Source organism: Streptomyces sp. NPDC033165 (assembly GCF_055577965.1).
Genome location: NZ_JBVIPK010000006.1, coordinates 236,752 through 255,854 on the forward strand (window position 1 = coordinate 236,752; position 19,103 = coordinate 255,854).

Below are 19,103 nucleotides of genomic sequence, written 5' to 3' on the forward strand. Positions count from 1 at the left end.
GGAGCAGGCGTGGACGTGGGCGTGGACGTACGGGGCACGGTGGCGCCCGGGTTCGAAGCGGTCGCGGACGCGTTCGTCCGCAACTTCGAGCAGCGGGGGGAGCGCGGCGCGGCCGTCGCCGTCTACCGGGACGGGCGCAAGGTCGTGGACCTGTGGGCCGGTACGAGAGACGTGGACGGCACCGAGCCCTGGGCGGTCGACACGGTCCAGGTCGTGCGTTCGGCGGGCAAGGGCATCGCCGCTGCCGTCCCCCTCCTGCTCCACCAGCGCGGGCAGGTCGACCTGGACGCCCCGGTCTCCACGTACTGGCCGGAGTTCAAGGCGAACGGCAAGGAACGCGTCCTGGTCCGCGACCTCCTCGCCCACCGGGCCGGGGTGCCCGCCCTGGACCGCACCCTCACCCCCGCCGAGGCCGCCGACGGGCTCTCCGGCCCGGCGGCCGTCGCGGCCCAGAGCCCGTACTGGGAGCCGGGCACCGACCACGGCTACCACGCCCAGACCTACAGCTGGCTGATCGGCGAACTGGTCCGCCGCGCCACCGGCCGCACCATCGGCCGCTGGATCGCGGAGGAGATCGCGCGCCCGCTCGGCCTGGACTTCTGGTTCGGACTCCCCGCCGACGAGGCCCACCGGATCGGCCGCATCGGCCCCGTGGAGCCCCCGGCCCCCACCGCGGCCTCCGGCGTCCTGCGCGTACGCCCCAAACGCTCGGTGGCCGAGGCCTACCGCGACCCGGAATCGCTCACCCGGCGGGCGTTCGGCGCGATCGCCCCGTTCCCCGACGAGAACGACGCCGCCTACCGTACGGCCGAACTCCCCGCCTCGGGCGGCATCGCGACCGCCCGGGGCCTGGCCCGCTGCTACGCCGCGATGATCGGCCCGGTCGACGGCCACCGCCGTCTCTTCGCCCCCGCGACCCTGACGCTGGCCCGCACGGAGGAGTCGGCGGGCCCCGACCGGGTCCTGGTGGTCAACACCCGCTTCGGCCTGGGCTACATGCTGCACGGTCCGGCAGCACCCCTGCTGGGCCCCGGCTCCTTCGGCCACCCGGGCCGGGGCGGTTCGCTGGGCTTCGCCGACCCCGAATCCGGCATCGCACTCGGCTATGTGACCAACGGACTCCAGAAGGGAGTCACCGCCGACCCCCGTGCCCAGGCGCTGGTCAGGGCAGTACGGTCGGCGCTATGACACCTGCAACGCGCGGGGCACCGGCCCGCTTCGACGGATACAGCGTCCTGATCACCGCCGCCGGCCAGGGCATCGGCGCGGCAACAGCCCACCGCCTGGCGGCGGAAGGCGCCTCGGTCCTCGTCACCGACCTGGACGCCGAGCGCGCCTCGGACACGGCGGCGGCGATACGCGAGGCGGGCGGCACGGCCGACTCCCTGGCCTGCGACGTGGCGGACCGGACGGCGGTGGAAGCGGCGGTCGCCCACGCGGTCGCGGCCTTCGGCCGCCTCGACGTCCTCGTCAACAACGCGTACGCGGCGAGCGAGGACGCGAGCCTCTTCGAGGACGAGACGGACGAGGAGTGGGACCGCGACCTGGACATCACCCTCTCCGGCCCCTTCCGGTGCGCCCGCGCCGCCCTGCCGCACCTGGTCGCCTCCGGCCGGGGCGCGATCGTCACCATCGGCTCGGTCAACGGCGAACAGGACTTCGGCGGCCACGCGTACAGCGCGGCCAAGGCGGGCCTGGCCAGCCTGACCCGTACGCTGGCGGGCCACGCGGGCCCGCGCGGCGTACGGGTCAACCTGGTGGCCCCCGGCACGATCCGCACGGCCGCCTGGTCGGGCCGCGACGCCGAACTGGAGCGCGCCGCCGCCCTCTACCCCCTCGGCCGGGTCGGGACCCCCGAGGACATCGCGTCCGCCGTCGCCTTCCTCGCCTCGTCCGACGCGTCGTGGATCACGGGGACGACACTGCGGGTGGACGGCGGAATCCTGGCGGTGAACACGGGGTTCCGCCAGGCGGTGTCGGGACGGGAGTAAAACCCCTGGCCGGGCGCCACCCGCAGCTCCTACCCTCCCCGCATGATGACGTACGAACACACCGACAGGGCGGGACGTCCCGTCACCCTCCACGAGGTCGACGCGGACAACTGGCGGGCGGTCGCCGACTGCGCACCCCGCGACGACCAGCGCGACTGGGTCCCGGCCCTGGCCGCCCGCTACCTCGTCCTGACGGCCCGCGAGGACACCTGGCACTCCCTGGCGGTGCTGGCCGGTGACGAGGTGACCGGGCACATCATGTGGGCGCGGGACGAGGACGGTTCGTACTGGATCGGCGGCGTGCTGATCGACGCCTCCCACCAGGGCCGGGGCATCGGCGCGGCCGCCGTACGCACCCTGGCGACCTGGCTGTCCGCCCGCCCCGACGGCACGGCGGTCCGCCTCTCCTACGCCCCGGCCAACGAGGCCGCCGCCCGCCTGTACGCTGCGCTCGGCTTCCGCCCGACGGGGGTGGAGGAGGACGGCGAGGTGGTCGCGGAGTGGATGAACCATCCCTCGGGGGATGTGCAGGGATAGGTGGCATGAGTGATGCCACCGGCAAGTACTCGATCACGATGCCGCGCGGTATCGCGGAAGCCGCTCGGCAGCGCAGCGGCCCTTCCGGCCTTTCCGCCTACGTCGCGGCGGCTGTCGCCCGCCAGATCGAGCGGGACAACCTGAACGAGCTCATCGCCGTGGCCGAGGCCGATCACGGCCCGATCGGTGAGGAAGAGATCCAGGCCAGGCGCGATCAGCTGCAACGGGCCCGTGAGCAGCAGGCCGACGCCGCGAGCGCCGCGTGACACGGTCGGCGCCGATGCCGGGCTGCATGGGTACACGTACGCCATTGACGCCATGCTCTGCGCCACAGCTCTCGTAGCACCTGGCCCTGTCACCGTACTCACCTCCGGACCCGGGGACCTCACCGCGCTGTGCGGCGGGCGGGTCACCGTGATCAAGGTCTGACACCACCGGCCTCCGTACCGGCGCCTCCCGGAGAAGCCGCCCGCCCGCCGGGAGGCCCGGCCGTTAGGTTTGGGCCCATGATTGTCTGGATCAACGGCACCCACGGCGCGGGAAAGACGACGACCGCCGCACTCGTCCAGCAAATGATCCCGGATTCACGGGTGTTCGACGACGAGAAGGTCGGCGAGACGCTCATGGACATCACGCCGGTCCTGTCCCGTACGGACAACTTCCAGCACTGGCCGCCCTGGCGGCAGCTGGTGGTCGAGACCGCCCGCCGCGTACTCGACTACACGGGCGGCACCCTGGTGATGCCCATGACGGTGCTGGTCGAGCCGTACTGGCGCGAGGTCAGCGCGGGCCTCGCCGAACACCGCATCCCGGTCCGCCACTTCGTCCTCCACGCCGACCAGGACACCCTGCGCGCCCGCATCGAGGGCGACACGGCCCTCGGCCCCTCCCCGTTCCGCTTCGCCCATCTGGAGCCGTACGCCGAGGCCGCCCGCACCTGGCTGCACGACGAGGCCGAGGTCATCGACACCACGCACCTCACGCCCGCCCGGGCCGCGGAGCGGATCGTGGAGGCGGTCAAGGGGTGAGGCGGGGAGGGGGCGACGGGTGGCTGCCGACTGATTCGGGAGGAGCGGTCGTGCGCTGGACGCGCTCCTTGATCTGACCCCGCACGCCCTATTTTGCCGACGCGCTGTCGGTATCTACTGAGCGCATGACCACACTCACCGGACGGCCTCTACCCGCCGTCGGTCCGGACGGCGTCAACCCGTCGCGGGCCCGCTCTGCCGTGCGTGCCCTCTACACCCGTCCCGCGCTCACCGCCGGAGACCTCAGCGCTCCGCTCCTTGCCCTCCCCGACGGGCATCCCGGGGCCGGAAGCCTCCCCGGCGCGGTACCCCTTGCAGAGGTTCAGCGGACCGTGGCTCGGTGGGGCGATCTCGGCATTCGCGGCGTCAAGGTATTCGTCCTGGGCCACGACCGCGACAGCGCCGGGTCAGCCGCCGTGTCTGCGGGCAACCGTTTTTGCGGAGGGACAGGCCGCTCGATGGGGTGGGGGTAGTTGCATTCCCGGCCAACCCGGCTCGCGGCCCCTTCAAGGAGTTGATGGCCACTGACCCGGCCGCCAGCCACCGGCGTGGCCTTCAGCTCGAACCGGGCCGTGCCCAGCGCGACACCGTGGTCCAAGCCAGGCGCTGGATCGCCGAGGGGGCGGACTCGCTCACCCTCCAGCCGGTCATGACCGCAGTCGATGTCCTCGTTCGGCTCCGGGCCGATCAGGAGGCGCCGCTCGTCGCGTACTCCACTTCCGGTGAATGGCCTGCCCTGCGGGGGATGGGCGCCGAGGGAATGGCCGAATACATCGCCATGCTCCGGCGTGCGGGCGCGGACCACGTGCTGACGTTCGCCGCCGGGCAGGTGGCTGCATACCTGGAGCAGAGCCGTGGATGATCGCCCGTACTTCCGCCCAGCTGCTCTCGACGCTATCCTCGCGGACGCGATCCGTCTCGGGTTCGCCATGTCCTGCGAGGACCGGACCGGGTCCCTGCTCGCGACGCTTGCCGCGTCCAAACCTGCCGGGAATATCGTCGAACTGGGCACGGGGGTTGGCGCCGGGGCGTCCTGGCTGCTCCACGGCATGCGCCCCGACGCCCACCTGACCAGTATGGAGACGGACCCCGAGCGCCAGGCCGTCGCCGCCGCGCATCTGGGTCATGACACCCGCGTGTCCTTCGTGACGGCAGATGCCGACGCCTGGCTCGACGGTATACCGGTCCTCCCCTCTCACTCGCCTATGTGGACTGCCGCCCCGGAAAGTTTCTCCGGCTGGACGATCTGCTCGAACTGCTGGAGCCGGGCGGCCTCTACGTCGTAGACGATCTGTTGTCGCAGCCCACGTGGCCCAGCGATCACCAGGGCCGCGTCGACGACTTTCTCGCACGTCTGAGCGAACGCTCCAACTTGCTTGGGACGCGCGCGACATGGGCGTCGGGGCTTCTGGTCGGAACCCGTATCTGACGGACTATCGTGAACGTCATGTCCGCTGATCTGATCCGCATTGTGTCCCGCGACTCGCCCATGGCACTCGCCCAGGTGGAGCGCGTCCGTGCCGAGCTGGCCGCACTCCACCCCGGCACCCGTACGGAGGTCGTCCCGGTCAAGACGACGGGCGACAAGTGGATGGGCGACCTCAGCGCGGTGGAGGGCAAGGGCGCGTTCACCAAAGAGGTGGACGCCGCTCTCCTGGCCGGGGAAGCCGACTTGGCGGTGCACTGCGTCAAGGACATCCCGGCGGACAGGCCCCTGCCTGCGGGTACGGTCTTCGCTGCTTTTCTCCGGCGCGACGACATCCGTGACGCACTGATCCACCCCGGCGGCCTGCGTCTCGACGAGCTTCCCGCCGGGACGCGTATGGGGACGTCGTCCGTCCGCCGTGCCGCCCAGCTCGCCGCATCCCACCCCCACCTCTTCTGCGTACCGATGCGCGGCAACGCCAACCGGCGCCTTGAGAAGCTCGCCGCAGGCGAGGCCGACGCGCTGCTGCTGGCAGCGTCCGGGCTGGAGCGTATCGGCCGGTCCGACGTGATCACCGAGATCCTGCCGCCCGAGGTCATGTGCCCGCCGATCGGTGCCGGGGTGCTGGCCCTCCAGTGCCGGGAGGGTGACACCGACCTCATTGACGCCGTGAGCGGGCTCGGCGACCCGGCGGCCCACCGCGAGACGACCGCCGAGCGGATGTTCCTGCACGTGCTTCAGGGGCACTGCAACAGCCCCATCGCCGGTTACGCCCAGGTGGAACGGAACGGCGATCTGTCGCTGCGGGCCAAGGTCTTCACCCCGGACGGCAAGACCGTCCTCAACGCCCACGAATGGGCCGGAGCGCTCGATCCGGCCACCCTGGGCACGTCCGTCGCGGTCAGCCTGCTGCGGCAGGGGGCCAGGGAGCTGATCGACGGCATCGCCCACTGACGGACCGCCTGCCGCCCGCGATGTGCCGGGTGCCACGCAGTGCCCGCGGCCGAGCGGCGGGTTCAGGCGGCGGTCTGTTCGTGGTTGGTTCTGCATGCGCGGCAGAGGCCGGGGGTGCGGGCGCGGAAGCCGCGTTCGCAGCCGTCGCAGTTCTGCATGGGGATGACGAGGGCGGCACGTACGGGGGTGGTCTCCTGGGTGCCGGGGAGGGGTGGTGGCAGGAGCGCGGTGAGGCGGTGTCTGACGAACTGCGCCGGGTGGTTGACGGGTTGCGGGAGGTCGGTCGTCAGGGCGTGGCGGATGGCGTCGGGGTGCGCTTCGCGTTCCAGCCAGGCGGCCATGGCGGGGGTGAGGCGTTCGACTGCGTCCTCGGTGAGCGTCAGTTCGTGCGTGTGTCGTCGTAGGTCGGTGAGGAGCGCGGCGGCAGTCCGGCGGAGTTCGGGGGTGAGTTCGCGGGGCCGGGGGAGGGGGCGGGGCGGGGCTTTGGGTGCGGTCGGTGGCGGTACGAGGCGTGCGGGGGGTGTGTTGGGTGCGGTGGGTTCGGTGGCGGGCTGGGCGGGGGGCTCCGGCACCGGCAGAGGATCTGGCAGAGGGCCCGGCACCGGCAGAGGAGCCGGCGCAGGGTCTGGTAGTGCGGTCGGCGCGGGATCAGGCACAGGTGCCTGTGCCTGTGCCTGCTGCGCCTGTGTCCGGGGCTGCCGGGAGGCGGGCGGCAGTTGTGGCGTGGGCGCCGCTCGGGGGTGCAGCAGTGCTTCGGGGTGGTTGCAGTAAACCGTGCGGGTGGCGATTCGGCCGTTCGGGAGGCGGACGACGGTGCGTTGGAGGTAGCCGTGGGCTTCCAGTTCGCGCAGGGCGGTGGCGATGAGTTTTTCGCCTTCGGGGAAGCGGGAGGCGAGGGCCTTGACGCCGACCTCGGTGCCTCGGGGCAGCGACTGGATGCGTACGGCGACGCCCAGGGCGGTGGCGCTGAGGGCGGTGTGCTGGGCGAGGTGGTTGCCTACGACCGTGAAGCGCTCGGTGTGCGGGATGACGACGTGGATCACGCCGGAGGTGGGGAGAGGTCCGGGAACCTCTGCCAGGGCGCGCATGAGCGCAGTATTCTGCTGGGTATCCATCGGGAAGCGGCTTTCTTCCTTGGTGGTCAGGCCCTCGTTCGGGATTGCAGTCCCGGTCGGGGGCCGACGTATGTCCGGTGTCTGGTGTTGGTGCTGGCGTGAGCATATGCCCGCCAACCGGCACGAAATCCAGCTGAGTTGGCAAACCTCACCCGTGTGGGTGACGAGCCCCTGGGTCCCGTCGGGTAGAGGCCGGGGCGGGTGGGGTGGGGTTGTTTCTCCTGGTTCTTTAAGTAGTTGATGTCGCGCTTCGCCGCGTCGCGGTCGAGCGCGATCCGGTCGCGCCGTACCGGGTCGCGGTGGAGCGCGATCCGGTGCAGGCCGTCACCGTACGAGGCCGATTTCGGCCCATACCGTCTTGCGCGGTACGAGCCCGGGGGTGACGCCCCAGTGGTCGGCCAGCGCCTCGACGATGAGCAGCCCGCGCCCGTTCTCCGCGTCGCCCTCGGGTGCCTTCACGGCTCCCGGGCCGGGCGGGAGGCGGTCACCCCGGGTGTCGGTGACTTCGATCCTTAGGGTCTTCGCGTCGACGGCGAGGGTGAGTTGGAAGTCCCGTCCCTTGACGCGGCCGTGCACCGTGGCGTTCGCGGCCAGCTCGGCCACGATGTGGGCCGCCGCCTCCGACGGGAGCCTCCAGGCGCTGAGATGGGCGACGGTGAGCAGCCGCGCGAGCCGGGCGCCCCGGCGGGTGGGTGAGAGCAGGACGGTGAACGACCGGGTGGGTGCGGGGTGTTGTGCGAGCGGCACGACTTCTTGGTTCATGTCACTCAGCGTGGCCGTCTCTGCGTACCGTGCCCAGTGACGGAGCCCTTGCGTACGGTGAGTGTCCGGGGCTGTCCGGTGTTGTCCGGGCTGTCGGGCGTGACGCGTGGGGAACGGGCGGGGTTGAGGGGAGAACGGCACGCACGTCGGAAGTGGGGCTGGCATGAGCGTGGTTGGCGACGGTACGGAGCGTGGTGACGGCGGGGCGGGCGAGCCCGGCTGGGACGTCGACCCGGACGACGAGTCGGGTGCGGCGGTGGTTGCCGCCGTGGGGCGCCAGATCAGGGCGTGGCGCGAGGCGGCGGGGATGCGGGCGGGGGAGCTCGGGTCGGTGATGGGGTACGGGGAGGACCTCATCTACAAGGTGGAGGGCGGCCGGCGCATCCCCCGCCCGGAGTTCATGGACGGGGTGGACCTGGCGCTGGGGGCGGGCGGGAAGCTCGCGGCGATGAAGTCGGACATCGCGGAGGTGCGGTACCCGAAGAAGATCCGGGACTTGGCGAAGTTGGAGGCCAGGGCTGTCGAGCTGGCGGCGTACGGCAGCCACAACCTGCACGGTCTGTTGCAGACGGAGGAGTACGCCAGGGCTCTCCTCGGTACGCGGCGCCCTGTTCTGTCACCGGACGAGCTGGAGCGCGCTGTGGCCGCTCGCGTGGCACGGCACTCCATCTTCCACCGAGCTCCCGCTCCCGAACTCAGCTTCGTCCAGGAGGAAGCCTCGCTGCGCCGCCCGATCGGCGGCTTGACGGTGTGGCGACGGCAGCTCGAAAACCTGCTCCGCCTGGGGGAGTTGCCCTTCGTGGACATTCAGGTGATGCCGACCTCCCGGTGGGACCACCCAGGAACGGGCGGGCGGATCCAAGTGCTGAAATTCGCGGACGGCTCGGCGGTCGGACGCGCCGATGACGAGTTCAACGGAAGGCCCATCGCTCACCCGAAGCAGCTCCGTATCCTTGAGCTAGGGTTTGGAATCATCCGGGCTCGGGCTCTCACGCCGGAGGAGTCCCAGGCCTTCATCGAGCAAGTGCTGGGAGAGTCATGACCTACAGGCCCTCTGCCGGGGAAGCGTCTGAGCTGCGATGGTTCAAGAGCAGCTACAGCGACAGCAGCAACCCCAACGACTGCGTCGAGGTCGCGACCGCCCCCGACGCCGTCCACGTCCGCGACTCCAAGAACGTCCAGGGCCCCCGTCTCGCCGTCACCCCCGCCGCCTGGGCGGGTTTCGTCGCGTACGCCGCCACGGGGCGCTGATCCGCCCTCAACTCGTGTGCAGCATCAGGCCGATGCCCACCACCATCAGGCCCGCCGCCGCGATCCTCGGCGCCCCGAAGCGTTCCTTGAAGAGCAGCGTGCCGATCGCCGCGCCCACGATGATCGAGGACTCCCGCAGCGCCGCGATCGGGGCGAGCGGGGCCCGGGTCTGGGCCCACAGCACCAGGCCGTACGCGACGACCGACAGGGTCGCGCCGAGCAGGCCCCGTACGGCGAACGGCTTGAGCTGGGCGGCCAGTTGGGAACGGCGGCGGTAGTAGGCGTACGCCGGGATCGCCAGGCCCTCCAGGATCATCAGCCACGCGACGTAACCGAGCGGTGTGCCTGAGGCCCGGACGCCGACGCCGTCCACCGTCGTGTACCCGGCGATGGCCAGGCCCGTGCCCAGGGCCGCCACGATCGCGGGCCAGTGCGGGCGGGTGCCGGAGCCGCGGATGCCCCAGAGGGCCAGGCCGACCAGTCCGGCCGAGGCGACCGCGACGCCCGCCGTCGCCCACGCGTCCGGGCGCTCGCCGACGAAGACCGCCGCCAGGACGGTCACCACCAGCGGGGCCGTCCCCCGGGCGATCGGGTACATCTGGCCGAAGTCGCCGAGCGTGAACGACCGCATCAGCAGCAGCATGTACGCCACGTGCAGTGCGGCCGAGACCAGAAGGTACGGCCACGCCCCGGCCGCCGGGAACGGCGCGAAGAGGGCGAGGGCCGCGCCGATCAGCAGGCCGCCGCCGGAGATCAGCGCGAAGGAGACCAGCTGGTCCTTGATCGCGTGGGCGATGGCATTCCAACTGGCGTGCGTGACGGCGGCTATGAGGACCGCGAGCGCGACCAGAGGGGTCACTTCGCGGACTCGCGCACGTCCGCCACCGTCGCGCCCGCGTGGGCGATCAGCGTCTTCGGGTCGAGCGGGAACACCGTGTGCGGGGTGCCCGCCGCCGCCCACACCACCGGGTGGTCCAGCAGTCGCCGGTCCGCCAGTACCCGGGTCCGGGTCGCGTGGCCGAAGGGCGGTACGCCCCCGATGGCGTACCCGGTCGTCTCCCGGACCAGGCCCGCGTCGGCCCGCTTGACCTCCTGCGCGCCCAGCTCACGCCGTACCAGCTCGACGTCCACCCGCGAGGAGCCGTCCATCAGGACCAGGACCGGGACGCCGTCCGCCGCGAAGACCAGGGACTTGACGATCTCGCTCAGCTCGCAGCCGACCGCGGCGGCGGCCCCCGCTGCCGTGCGGGTCGCGTCCGGGAAGCGTCGTACCTCGACCTGGAGGCCCAGCTCGGCCAGTGCCTCGGCGAACCGGGGGTGGGCGGGGGAGGTGACGGGGGCGGGGGCGGTTGCCGGGGGCTCGGGTGTGCTCATGGCTGCACGCTAGCGGTCGTTGTAGGGGGCACGCGAGGGGGTTCCGGCTGCTGGTCCCGCGACCCCTTCCGTGCGCCCTCGCGCCCTTTCGCCAGGTCATCCGGCCAATCCTCGGTCCTTCCCTGGCCGGAAGTGGCGGGCGCTGATCACGGCTCCCCTTCCCACGCCACAGTGATAGGGCGACATATGCAGGAAAGTATGACAAGGGGGAAATGGTGCTGCGCATCCACTTCACCGCCCAGGACCTGGAGTACGTCCGCCTCGCCCGGCGCCCGGACCCGCTCTGGGAGATCGTGTGCAGCATCTGCCGGCTCCGGACCGGCGAAGGTCCGGTCGCGTTCGGCCCCTGGCGGCGGGCCGTCGTCCCCCGCCTGCGCGCGGCCGGCGGCGGAGCGGACCGCGCCGTCGCGCTGGCGCTGCGCAGCCTGGTGCCGTTCGGCCCCTACTTCCCCGACTTCCTGACCCCCGCCGTGGACGGCGGCAACGCCGATCTGCGCCAGGGCGTGGACCGGGTGCTGTCGACGCCCCGGACCAGGCTGCGCGGTGAGCTCACGCTGCTCGCGGAGTCGGCGCCGGGGGTGCGGCCGTTCCTGGGGGAGGAGCTGGCCCGGGGCGATGCGGCGGCGCTGCGGGCGCTGGGCGGGCTGCTCACCGCGTACGACGCGGCGTTCGTCGCCCCGTACCGGCCGTGGATCGACGCGGCGGTGGCCTCCGACCTCGCCTGGCGGAGCCGCGAACTGGCGGCCGGAGGCACCCGGGCCCTGCTGGAGACGTTCCGCCCGATGGCCCGGTGGAGCCCGCCCGTGCTGGAGGTGACGTACCCGGCCGACCGGGACATGCACCTGGGCGGGCGCGGGCTGCTCCTGATGCCGTCGTACTTCTGCTGGCGCAAACCGCTCACGCTGGTCGACGGCGCGCTGCTGCCGACGCTGGTCTACCCGGTCGAGAAGCCGGTCCTGGCCGCCGCCCCAGGCTCCCCCGGCACCTCGCTCGCCCGGCTGCTGGGGCCGACACGCGCCGCGCTCCTCCACGAGGTGACGGCCCGCGGCTGCGCCACGACGTCGGAGCTGGCCCGTGCGGTGGGCTGCTCGCTGCCCAACACCAGCCAGCAGCTGGCGATCCTGCGCGAGGCGGGCCTCGCCGCCTGCCGCAAGGAGGGCCGGTGCACGCTCCACCACCCTTCGCCGCTGGGGCGGCAGCTGCTGGAGGGGGCGGCCTGATCCCAGGGAACGGGGACGGTCTCATCCCGGTGAAGGTGACCCTTTCATCCCGATGAAAGGGTGCGGCGCGCGTACCCGTTCCGCTGCCACGCTTCTTCCGTCACACCACTCGCCCACTCGTCCCACAGGGGAGCACCGGGTCCAGGGGCCCGGCGCAGGGAGGAACACCATGCGCACGTTCGTACGAGCGGCAGCACTGCTCATGTTCACGGCAGGCGCCGTACTGACGACCGGGGCCGGGGCCCAGGCCGGTTCGGCCGACGCCCAGGACGCCCAGGACACCTACGCGGGCTGCCGGTCCGGGTACGTCTGCATCTACCCGGGCGCGTCCTGGAACGGCAACCGGCCGGAGGCGACGTACTACCGGTACGGCGTCTACAACCTCAACAACCAGATCGGCACCCACCGGGTGTTCAACAACCAGACAGGCGGCGCGACCGTCCAGCTGTGCACGGGGTACAACGGGGTCGGCTGCGGCGCGAAGATGCCCACGTGGACCTTCTGGGACGTGGACCTGACCCCGATCAACTCGATCCGGCTCGCGCCCTAGCCGCGCAGGGCCCTGTCCGCAGGGGTTTACCCGGATGACCTGGGGCGGGGGTGCTTCTCCCCTCGCCCCAGGGACGTGAGTACGCAGGGCGCGCACCTGCGGGACCGGCCTCAGCCGCCCGCGCGCAGCACCTCCGCCACCACCGGGCCCGCCGCGTCGCTGCCGTGGCCGCCGCTCTGGACGACCGCCGCGGCGGCGAGGTCGTTGCTGAAGCCGGTGAACCAGCTGTTCGAGGTCTCCTGCCCGTCGACCTCGGCCGAACCGGTCTTGGCGCCCTTGTCGCCGCCCACCGACCCCATGGCCTTCGCACCCGTGCCCCAAGCCGCCGTGGCCCGCATCATCGTGGTCAGCTGCTGGGTGACGGAGGGCGACAGCGAGCGCGAGGCGGTGGCCAACTGCCGGTTGTCCAGGGACTGGGGGACGATGACCGGCTGGCGGAAGGTGCCGGTGCGGGCGGTGGCGGTGATGGACGCCATGTTGAGGACGTTCATCTGGACGGTGCCCTGGCCGATGTACTGGGCGGCCGCTTCACGGCCGGTCTCCGCCGGGATGCTGCCGTCGGTCGTGACGACGCCGGTCTTCCAGTCCAGGCCGATACCGAAGACGTCCCGCGCCATCTTGCCGAGCGCGGCGTCGTCCTTCGTGTCGTCGATGAGCTTGATGAAGGCGGTGTTGCAGGACTTGGCGAAGCTCTGGGTGAAGGTGGAGCCGTCCGGCAGCGCGAAGTGGTCGAGGTTGTGGAACGAACGCCCGTAGTACATCGCGTTCTTGGGGCACTCCGCCGCCCCGTTCGCGGTGACGAGCCCCTTCTCCAGCAGCAGCGCCGCCGTCACGATCTTCAGCGTCGAGCCGGGCGCCTGCTTGCCCTGGAGTGCCACGTTGAACTCGGTCGCCGGGTTGTTGGCCACCGCGCGGATCGCCCCCGTGGACGGCTTCACCGCGACCACCGACGCCTGCGTGTACTTCTTCACCGCCCGCTCGGCCGCCGCCTGGGCGCCCGCGTCGAGCGTCGTCTGCACCTTGCCGGGCTTGCCCTTGGACAAGGTCAGCAGGTTGATCTCCGGCTGGGACTCGTCGGCGGGCTCGATCCAGGTCTCGATGCCGGCCGAACCGCCGGCGCTCTCCCCGTACTTCTGGCGCAGCGTGTTCAGGATCGGCCCGAGCGAGGGGTACTTCTCCTTGGTCAGCACGGTGCCGTTGCGGTCGACGGCATCGATCGCCGGGGTCGAGGACTCGCCCGTCTTCAGCGTCGCGCCCTCCGTCAGCTGCGGGTGCACGACCGTGGGCGCCCAGTCGACCAGGGCCTTCCCGGTCGTCAGGCCGCGTACGACGGTCAGCTCCGAGGCGTACGACAGGGGCTTGGACTTCCCGTCGTACGACACGGTGGCCTTGACCTTGTAGGGCACCTTCGTGCCGACCGCCGGGCCCGGGGTGATCTTCACCTCGCCGATGTGGGCGTCCTCGCCGTACGAGGCGAGCACCGGCTCCGCGCCCGCCTCGTTGTTGGTGAGCAGGGCCGCGGCAGCCGCGTCCCCGGCCGCCCAGGCGTCGAAGAAGCCCTTCGACGTCTCGGCTATCTCCTCCGCGCTCGGCGGCCCCGTCTTCACCTTCGACGACTCGGACGCGCTCCGCGTACCGCCGCCCCCGCCGCCCGTATCTCCGAGCACGCTGTACGCGCCGTAGCCGATACCGCCCGCCACCAGGACGAACGCACCGCCGACGACGCCGACCTTCGCTCCACTGCGCATCCCGCAGTCCCCCTCCCCAGGAGAGCCCCGAAAAAGGTTCAAGGGGCATCTGTGAGGAAGCCTAGGCGGCTGCGGCGGATGGTGAGGGTGTTGTTACCGGACCGGAATGCTTGGCTGGAAAGCGCTCTCAGCTCCGCAGCCCGTGTGAGCTGGGGCCACCCTGGGAAGAACTGGACGGGAGTGCGCGGGGGAGTGCACACGAGCGTCGGGGGGCGTGGAGCATGGGGGCACGGGCGTGCGCGGGGGTGGTCCGGTGACGGCCTACCCGATCAAACAACTGCCGTACGCGGCGCTGCCCGAGGGCGGGGCCGCGACCTGGTCGGCGGCCGACGCCGAGCGGTGGCGGAAAGCGCGGGTCCCGGCGGCCCTCGCCCCGGTGCTGGGCGGTTGGCTGCTGGCCGCCCTGGTGGCGGTGTCGTACGTCCTGCTGTTCGCGATCTCGTCGGCGGGCGCGGGCTGGCACGGCGGGTCGGGAGAAGGGGGCGGCACGGACTGGCTCAGGTACCCGGGAGCGGTCCTGCTGACGGCCCTGCCGCTGTGGTACCGGTACGTTCCGGTCGCAGCCCTGGCCGCCGCCCTGGCCGTCGCCGTGGAGGCGGGCCTGTCCCTGGCCCCGTCCGGCGGCCTCGACACCCCGGCCGTGGCCGGGTACACGGTCGTGCTCGCCGCCTGCGCCCTGGCGTTCACCGGGGGCTGCCTGCGACTGCGGGCCCGCCGCCGTCAGCGCGCCCTGACCCGCGCCGCGGCGGGCGCACGACGCTTCCCGCTGCCCAAGGGCGTTCCGGAGTCCGACGGCTACCGGGGTCACCAGGCATTCCTGGGCGGGCTGGCCGTCTGCCTGCTCGCCGCCGTGTTCCTCACCGAGGGGCTGGTCAGCGACCTGAGCGCGTCCGGCGGATACGACGCGGTCGGGCAGCAGCGCATCGGGCTGGTGCTTCTGGTGGCCGGCACGACCCTCTATGGCCGGGGCCACCTCGCCTACCGTGCGGCCCGGCGGCTGCACGAGGAGCCGCAGCCCGCCCTGATCGTGGGCGTGCGCGCCGGAGAGCCCCAACGCCTCGGGGCGTCCCGGCGCCCCTGGGAGGGCGTGCGGTACTGGGTGTACGCGGACGCCCGCACCACCTCGGCGCCGCCCCTGATCGCGTACGAATCCCTCCCGCGCGACACCCGGGCGATGACACGGCTGCTGGGCAGCGGTTCGGTGTACGCGACGGGGAACGGGCACCACGACGTCGACCCGCACCACGAGCCCTTCGAGGCGGTCCTCTACGGCACGCTCGCGGAGGGCGACGAGGTCGCTCTGGAGTACGCCTGCGCCGAGTACCACCGCCACCAGCAGATGGGGCGGATGTACGCGACCACCCTGGCGGCACCGCTCCGCCCCGACCGCCGCCACGGCCTGGGCCCGTGGGAGCCGGTGGACGGCCCCGCCCGTCAGCAACAGCGGCTCCAGGAGGCCGCGGAGGCCGAGGAGCGCCGCCGGAATCCGCGCCGCCCGCCGCCGTCCCGAGGGGGCACCCGTGACGGCCGCAGCGGCCGGGCCGACGGCGGCGGCTGCGGGGGGTCCGGCCCCAGCTGCGGGTCGGGCTGCGGAGGCGGGGGCGGTGGCTGCGGGGGTGACTGAACCCGCCCGCCACCTGGACTGACCCACCGCCCCCCCGGCGGCCTCCACCCCTGTGCGCATACGCTGCTCATCTCGGGTGCGGGACACGGGGGACGCGGGGCACAGCCCGCGCAGGGCGTGGTGCACCGCCGACGAATCGGAAGGCAGCGGATGTCGAGGGGCCCGAACGGTACGACGAACGCGGGAACCGCCGACGCGTACAAGCAGACGCCGGGCGAAGGCACCTTGGGACCGCGTGGGTCCCTCGTGATGTCGCTGGTGCTCGGTCTGCTGCTGGGCGCGCTGTCGGGACTGGTCATGGTTCCGGCGGCCCAGCACCTGCGTTCCCTCCAGGACGGCGAGCGGGCTCAGGCGACGCTGCACACCGCCGGTTCGTGCATGGTGGGTCAGTGCAGGGTCGAGTTCGAGGCCGACGGGCGGACGGTCATCGCCGACCTGCCGGTGGGCAGCGGCGGCGGCAGGGAGTCGGCCGGGGCCCGACTGGTCATCCGGTACCAGGCGGACGATCCTCGGACAGTCGCCCGTGAAGCGGACGTCGGGGGCGGCGGGGCGGTGGTGGTGGCGGCGCTGTCGGGCGGAGCCGCCCTGCTCTTCCTGGTCATTTCGGCCGTGGCGGCGGTCTCCCTGGTACGGCAGCGACGTACGGCGGGGCGTGGCAGCTCGGAGTGACCCGGACGAAGGGCCCCGGGCGATGGCCGACCCGGCGACGCACCGGTGGGCGACCTGGGCGTCGGCCGGCACGCAGGTGAACCGGCGGGCCCGGCACGATCAGGGACGCGTCCCATCAGGCGCCGGGCCCGCCGGTTCCGGCTACACCCACGTGTCCAGCCACATCCGGTCCCGCCACAGGTCCTCCGGGATCGAGGTCCCCGTGTACAGCGGCCAGAAGTAGATGAAGTTCCAGATGATCAGCAGCACCAGCACGCCCGCCGCGATCGCCCCCACCGTGCGGCGGCGTTCACCGGTCGGGTCGTGGGCGGTCAGGCCCAGTTCGGCCCTGGCCCCCGTGCCCGCCGCCGGCCCCAGCATCGCGCCGATCATCATCGTCACGGCCAGACAGAGGAACGGCACGAAGACCACCGCGTAGAAGAGGAAGATCGTCCGCTCCTGGTAGAAGAACCAGGGCAGCCAGCCCGCCGCCACCCCGCAGGCGATCGCGCCCGCCCGCCAGTCGCGGCGGAAGAACCAGCGCCACACCACGTACGCCAGGGCGAAGCACGCCGCCCACCACAGCAGCGGGGTGCCGATGGCGAGGACCTCGGCGGCGCACTTGCCGGTCGCCGACTCCTTGCAGCCCGCCTGCTCCTCGTAGAAGTACGAGACGGGGCGGCCGAGGACCAGCCAGCTCCAGGGGTTCGACTCGTACGTGTGGCCCGAGGTCAGGCCGACGTGGAAGTCGTACACCTGGGTCTCGTAGTGCCACAGGCTGCGCAGCCAGTCCGGCAGCCAGCTCCAGGCGGAGTCCTTGCCCTCGGTGGCCGCCCAGTTGCGGTAGTAGCCCTTGTCCGTGACGATCCAGCCGGTCCACGAGACGACGTACGTCACGATCGCCACCGGCACCGTGGAGACGAAGGCGGGCACCAGATCCCGGCGCAGCACCGCCTGGTACGGGCGTACCGCGCCCGCCGTGCGCCGTGCGCCGACGTCCCACAGAACCGTCATCAGGCCGAACGCGGCCAGGACGTAGAGGCCGTTCCACTTCGTGGCGAAGGCCAGGCCCAGCATCACGCCCGCCGCGAGACGCCACGGCCGCCACCCCAGGCGCAGGGTCTCCGCGACCCTGGCGTCCGGGCGCAGCACCCCCTCCTCGTCCACCGGCAGCCCGCCGGCCAGTCGGCGGCGGGCGTGGTCCCGGTCGACCACCAGGCAGCCGAACGCGGCCAGTACGAAGAACATGACGATCAGGTCGAGCAGCGCGGTCCGGCTCATCACGAAGTGCAGCCCGTCCACCGCGAGCAGCAGCCCCGCCAGACAGCCCAGGAACGTCGAGCGGAACAGCCGGCGGCCGATCCGGCAGAGGAGGAGGACGGAGACCGTGCCCAGCACCGCCACCATGAACCGCCAGCCGAACGGCGTGAAGCCGAACAGCTGCTCACCGAACCCGATGATCCACTTCCCGACCGGCGGGTGCACCACATAGCCCGGGTCGGTCGGGACCGGGACGGAGGAGGGGTCCTTCAGGATCAGCTTGTCGACGTCCTTGGGCCAGGAACCCTCGTACCCCTGGTTGACCAGCGCCCACGCGTCCTTCGCGTAATACGTCTCGTCGAATATCACCGCGTGCGGCTGGTCCAGCCTCCAGAACCGCAGCAGCCCCGCGACCAGCGTCACCAGCAGCGGGCCGCCCCAGGCGGACCAACGCACCAGCCGGTCGGCGATATGCGGCGGGATCGCGAGTACCGACCACACCTGCCGTCCCGGCCGGGTGTACGGCGGGTCCAGGCGGTCGCGGAGGGAGGTCTCCGCCCGGGGAACATGGCCGAAACGGCGTAGCCGCCGTTGCCAGGAGGTCGGCTGCTCGCCGAGCGGGTCCCCGGCGTCCTGGCCCCGCTGGGTCTCGGGTGCGGTACTCGTCACCGCGCCATCGTAGGGAACGCATCTGTGCGAAGGGCGCTGCCCGTGCTGCGAGGATGGCTGATGTGACTGGAACGACTGGAACGCTCGTGCTCGCAGGGACCCCCATCGGTGATGTGGCGGATGCCCCGCCCCGCCTGGCCGCCGAACTGGAGCGGGCCGACATCGTCGCCGCCGAGGACACCCGGCGGCTGCGCCGGCTCACCCAGGCGCTCGGCATCCACACCTCGGGGCGTGTCGTCTCCTACTTCGAGGGAAACGAGTCCGCCCGTACGCCGGAGCTGGTGGAAGCCCTGACGGGGGGCGCGCGCGTGCTCCTCGTCACGGACGCGGGCATGCCGTCCGTCTCCGACCCCGGCTACCGGCTCGTCGCCGCCGCCGTGGAGAAGGACATCCGCGTCACCGCAGTCCCGGGGCCGTCCGCCGTGCTCACCGCGCTCGCGCTCTCCGGGCTGCCCGTGGACCGGTTCTGCTTCGAGGGGTTTCTGCCGCGCAAGGCCGGTGAACGGCTCTCCAAGCTCCGCGAGAACGCCGACGAGCGGCGCACGATGGTCTTCTTCGAGGCCCCGCACCGGCTGGACGACACCCTCGCCGCGATGGCCGAGGTCTTCGGGGCCGAGCGGCGCGCCGCCGTGTGCCGGGAGCTGACCAAGACGTACGAGGAGGTCAAGCGCGGTCCGCTGGGAGAGCTGGCCGTGTGGGCCGCCGACGGGGTGCGCGGGGAGATCACCGTCGTCGTCGAAGGCGCCTCCGACTCCGGCGACGAGGGGCTGGACGCGGAGGAGCTCGTGCGGCGCGTGCGCGTGCGCGAGGAGGCGGGGGAGCGGCGCAAGGAGGCCATCGCCGCCGTCGCCGCCGCAGCGGGGCTGCCCAAGCGGGAGGTGTTCGACGCGGTGGTGGCCGCCAAGAACGCGGAGAAGGCCCCGCGGAAGCCCTAGGTACGTACGGC

Annotated in this window: 21 protein-coding genes and 1 pseudogene; 16 read left to right on the forward strand and 6 right to left on the reverse strand. The window is 72.3% G+C overall.

The features are described 5' to 3' along the window. Positions 1 to 21: 21 nt before the first annotated feature. The 9 genes and pseudogenes from ACZ5WC_RS17035 (at position 22) to hemC (ending at position 5,936) form a co-directional block, all read left to right on the forward strand. Positions 22 to 1,188 carry a serine hydrolase domain-containing protein gene (locus ACZ5WC_RS17035; protein ID WP_468541688.1) on the forward strand — a complete coding sequence of 389 codons (1,167 nt, stop codon included), beginning with the start codon at positions 22 to 24 and terminating at the stop codon, positions 1,186 to 1,188. Continuing rightward, complete coding sequence (locus ACZ5WC_RS17040) at positions 1,185 to 1,991, forward strand: SDR family NAD(P)-dependent oxidoreductase (RefSeq protein WP_468541530.1); 807 nt, start codon at positions 1,185 to 1,187, stop codon at positions 1,989 to 1,991. The genes ACZ5WC_RS17035 and ACZ5WC_RS17040 overlap by 4 nt, the downstream gene beginning before the upstream one ends. Positions 1,992 to 2,033: 42 nt before the next feature. Beyond that, positions 2,034 to 2,528 (forward strand): GNAT family N-acetyltransferase, encoded by a 495-nt coding sequence (locus ACZ5WC_RS17045; RefSeq protein WP_468541531.1) that lies wholly within the window; start codon positions 2,034 to 2,036, stop codon positions 2,526 to 2,528. Between the two features lie 5 nt (positions 2,529 to 2,533). After that, positions 2,534 to 2,794 carry a CopG family transcriptional regulator gene (locus ACZ5WC_RS17050; RefSeq protein ID WP_468541532.1) on the forward strand — a complete coding sequence of 87 codons (261 nt, stop codon included), beginning with the start codon at positions 2,534 to 2,536 and terminating at the stop codon, positions 2,792 to 2,794. Between the two features lie 10 nt (positions 2,795 to 2,804). Next, a pseudogene (locus ACZ5WC_RS17055) lies at positions 2,805 to 2,957 on the forward strand (DNA-binding protein); the annotation flags it as partial. A 77-nt stretch (positions 2,958 to 3,034) separates the two neighbouring features. Further along, a complete protein-coding gene (locus tag ACZ5WC_RS17060) occupies positions 3,035 to 3,556 on the forward strand; it encodes an AAA family ATPase (protein ID WP_468541533.1) in 522 nt (173 codons plus the stop codon). Between the two features lie 463 nt (positions 3,557 to 4,019). After that, positions 4,020 to 4,418 (forward strand): hypothetical protein, encoded by a 399-nt coding sequence (locus tag ACZ5WC_RS17065; RefSeq protein ID WP_468541534.1) that lies wholly within the window; start codon positions 4,020 to 4,022, stop codon positions 4,416 to 4,418. Continuing rightward, positions 4,411 to 4,842 (forward strand): O-methyltransferase, encoded by a 432-nt coding sequence (locus ACZ5WC_RS17070; protein ID WP_468541535.1) that lies wholly within the window; start codon positions 4,411 to 4,413, stop codon positions 4,840 to 4,842. Before ACZ5WC_RS17065 ends, ACZ5WC_RS17070 begins: the two co-directional genes overlap by 8 nt. 161 nt (positions 4,843 to 5,003) lie before the next feature. Next, the gene (gene hemC / locus ACZ5WC_RS17075) at positions 5,004 to 5,936 is read left to right on the forward strand and encodes a hydroxymethylbilane synthase (RefSeq protein ID WP_468541536.1); all 933 of its coding nucleotides are present in this window, start codon (positions 5,004 to 5,006) and stop codon (positions 5,934 to 5,936) included. 62 nt (positions 5,937 to 5,998) lie between these two features. Here hemC and ACZ5WC_RS17080 read toward each other — a convergent pair whose 3' ends face one another. Both ACZ5WC_RS17080 and ACZ5WC_RS17085 read right to left on the reverse strand, forming a co-directional pair. Further along, on the reverse strand, positions 5,999 to 7,051 hold the full coding sequence (locus tag ACZ5WC_RS17080; protein WP_468541537.1) for a hypothetical protein: 1,053 nt from the start codon (positions 7,049 to 7,051) through the stop codon (positions 5,999 to 6,001). Positions 7,052 to 7,375: 324 nt separating this feature from the next. After that, positions 7,376 to 7,813, reverse strand: a complete 438-nt coding sequence (locus tag ACZ5WC_RS17085; protein ID WP_468541538.1) for an ATP-binding protein — start codon at positions 7,811 to 7,813, stop codon at positions 7,376 to 7,378. Positions 7,814 to 7,976: 163 nt separating this feature from the next. Between ACZ5WC_RS17085 and ACZ5WC_RS17090 the strand changes: the two genes are divergently transcribed. Then, complete coding sequence (locus ACZ5WC_RS17090) at positions 7,977 to 8,855, forward strand: helix-turn-helix domain-containing protein (RefSeq protein ID WP_468541539.1); 879 nt, start codon at positions 7,977 to 7,979, stop codon at positions 8,853 to 8,855. After that, entirely contained in the window at positions 8,852 to 9,064 is a 213-nt protein-coding gene (locus tag ACZ5WC_RS17095; RefSeq protein WP_468541540.1) for a DUF397 domain-containing protein, read from the forward strand. Before ACZ5WC_RS17090 ends, ACZ5WC_RS17095 begins: the two co-directional genes overlap by 4 nt. Before the next feature lie 7 nt (positions 9,065 to 9,071). Here the strand turns inward: ACZ5WC_RS17095 and ACZ5WC_RS17100 are convergent, their stop codons facing one another. Then, a complete protein-coding gene (locus tag ACZ5WC_RS17100) occupies positions 9,072 to 9,923 on the reverse strand; it encodes an EamA family transporter (RefSeq protein ID WP_468541541.1) in 852 nt (283 codons plus the stop codon). Beyond that, complete coding sequence (locus tag ACZ5WC_RS17105) at positions 9,920 to 10,438, reverse strand: YbaK/EbsC family protein (protein ID WP_468541542.1); 519 nt, start codon at positions 10,436 to 10,438, stop codon at positions 9,920 to 9,922. Before ACZ5WC_RS17105 ends, ACZ5WC_RS17100 begins: the two co-directional genes overlap by 4 nt. A 212-nt stretch (positions 10,439 to 10,650) precedes the next feature. Between ACZ5WC_RS17105 and ACZ5WC_RS17110 the strand changes: the two genes are divergently transcribed. After that, positions 10,651 to 11,658 carry an ArsR/SmtB family transcription factor gene (locus ACZ5WC_RS17110; protein ID WP_468541543.1) on the forward strand — a complete coding sequence of 336 codons (1,008 nt, stop codon included), beginning with the start codon at positions 10,651 to 10,653 and terminating at the stop codon, positions 11,656 to 11,658. Between the two features lie 169 nt (positions 11,659 to 11,827). Further along, the gene (locus ACZ5WC_RS17115) at positions 11,828 to 12,208 is read left to right on the forward strand and encodes a hypothetical protein (RefSeq protein WP_096627929.1); all 381 of its coding nucleotides are present in this window, start codon (positions 11,828 to 11,830) and stop codon (positions 12,206 to 12,208) included. A 110-nt stretch (positions 12,209 to 12,318) separates the two neighbouring features. Here ACZ5WC_RS17115 and ACZ5WC_RS17120 read toward each other — a convergent pair whose 3' ends face one another. Further along, on the reverse strand, positions 12,319 to 13,956 hold the full coding sequence (locus ACZ5WC_RS17120; RefSeq protein ID WP_468541544.1) for a penicillin-binding transpeptidase domain-containing protein: 1,638 nt from the start codon (positions 13,954 to 13,956) through the stop codon (positions 12,319 to 12,321). Between the two features lie 253 nt (positions 13,957 to 14,209). On the opposite strand from ACZ5WC_RS17120, the gene ACZ5WC_RS17125 reads away from it, so the two are divergent. Together ACZ5WC_RS17125 and ACZ5WC_RS17130 are read left to right on the forward strand one after the other, a co-directional pair. Continuing rightward, positions 14,210 to 15,580 carry a hypothetical protein gene (locus tag ACZ5WC_RS17125; RefSeq protein WP_468541545.1) on the forward strand — a complete coding sequence of 457 codons (1,371 nt, stop codon included), beginning with the start codon at positions 14,210 to 14,212 and terminating at the stop codon, positions 15,578 to 15,580. 150 nt (positions 15,581 to 15,730) lie between these two features. Then, entirely contained in the window at positions 15,731 to 16,249 is a 519-nt protein-coding gene (locus ACZ5WC_RS17130) for a hypothetical protein (protein ID WP_468541546.1), read from the forward strand. A gap of 141 nt (positions 16,250 to 16,390) precedes the next feature. On the opposite strand, the gene ACZ5WC_RS17135 is transcribed toward ACZ5WC_RS17130, so the two are convergent. Continuing rightward, complete coding sequence (locus ACZ5WC_RS17135) at positions 16,391 to 18,157, reverse strand: dolichyl-phosphate-mannose--protein mannosyltransferase (RefSeq protein ID WP_468541547.1); 1,767 nt, start codon at positions 18,155 to 18,157, stop codon at positions 16,391 to 16,393. 53 nt (positions 18,158 to 18,210) lie between these two features. Here ACZ5WC_RS17135 and rsmI point away from each other — a divergent pair, with 53 nt between their 5' ends. Then, positions 18,211 to 19,092, forward strand: coding sequence for a 16S rRNA (cytidine(1402)-2'-O)-methyltransferase (rsmI, locus tag ACZ5WC_RS17140; protein ID WP_468541548.1), 882 nt, complete (start codon positions 18,211 to 18,213; stop codon positions 19,090 to 19,092). Positions 19,093 to 19,103: the final 11 nt, after the last annotated feature.

Excerpts from the sequence above, each read along its gene's own strand:
- ACZ5WC_RS17040 (WP_468541530.1), top strand. The coding sequence starts at position 1,185 with ATGACACCTGCAACGCGCGGGGCACCGGCCCGCTTCGACGGATACAGC.
- ACZ5WC_RS17045 (WP_468541531.1), top strand. The coding sequence starts at position 2,034 with ATGATGACGTACGAACACACCGACAGGGCGGGACGTCCCGTCACCCTC.
- ACZ5WC_RS17050 (WP_468541532.1), top strand. The coding sequence starts at position 2,534 with ATGAGTGATGCCACCGGCAAGTACTCGATCACGATGCCGCGCGGTATC.
- ACZ5WC_RS17060 (WP_468541533.1), top strand. The coding sequence starts at position 3,035 with ATGATTGTCTGGATCAACGGCACCCACGGCGCGGGAAAGACGACGACC.
- hemC (WP_468541536.1), top strand. The coding sequence starts at position 5,004 with ATGTCCGCTGATCTGATCCGCATTGTGTCCCGCGACTCGCCCATGGCA.
- ACZ5WC_RS17080 (WP_468541537.1), bottom strand. The coding sequence starts at position 7,051 with ATGGATACCCAGCAGAATACTGCGCTCATGCGCGCCCTGGCAGAGGTT.
- ACZ5WC_RS17085 (WP_468541538.1), bottom strand. The coding sequence starts at position 7,813 with ATGAACCAAGAAGTCGTGCCGCTCGCACAACACCCCGCACCCACCCGG.
- ACZ5WC_RS17090 (WP_468541539.1), top strand. The coding sequence starts at position 7,977 with ATGAGCGTGGTTGGCGACGGTACGGAGCGTGGTGACGGCGGGGCGGGC.
- ACZ5WC_RS17095 (WP_468541540.1), top strand. The coding sequence starts at position 8,852 with ATGACCTACAGGCCCTCTGCCGGGGAAGCGTCTGAGCTGCGATGGTTC.
- ACZ5WC_RS17105 (WP_468541542.1), bottom strand. The coding sequence starts at position 10,438 with ATGAGCACACCCGAGCCCCCGGCAACCGCCCCCGCCCCCGTCACCTCC.
- ACZ5WC_RS17110 (WP_468541543.1), top strand. The coding sequence starts at position 10,651 with ATGGTGCTGCGCATCCACTTCACCGCCCAGGACCTGGAGTACGTCCGC.
- ACZ5WC_RS17115 (WP_096627929.1), top strand. The coding sequence starts at position 11,828 with ATGCGCACGTTCGTACGAGCGGCAGCACTGCTCATGTTCACGGCAGGC.
- ACZ5WC_RS17120 (WP_468541544.1), bottom strand. The coding sequence starts at position 13,956 with ATGCGCAGTGGAGCGAAGGTCGGCGTCGTCGGCGGTGCGTTCGTCCTG.
- ACZ5WC_RS17130 (WP_468541546.1), top strand. The coding sequence starts at position 15,731 with ATGTCGAGGGGCCCGAACGGTACGACGAACGCGGGAACCGCCGACGCG.
- rsmI (WP_468541548.1), top strand. The coding sequence starts at position 18,211 with ATGGCTGATGTGACTGGAACGACTGGAACGCTCGTGCTCGCAGGGACC.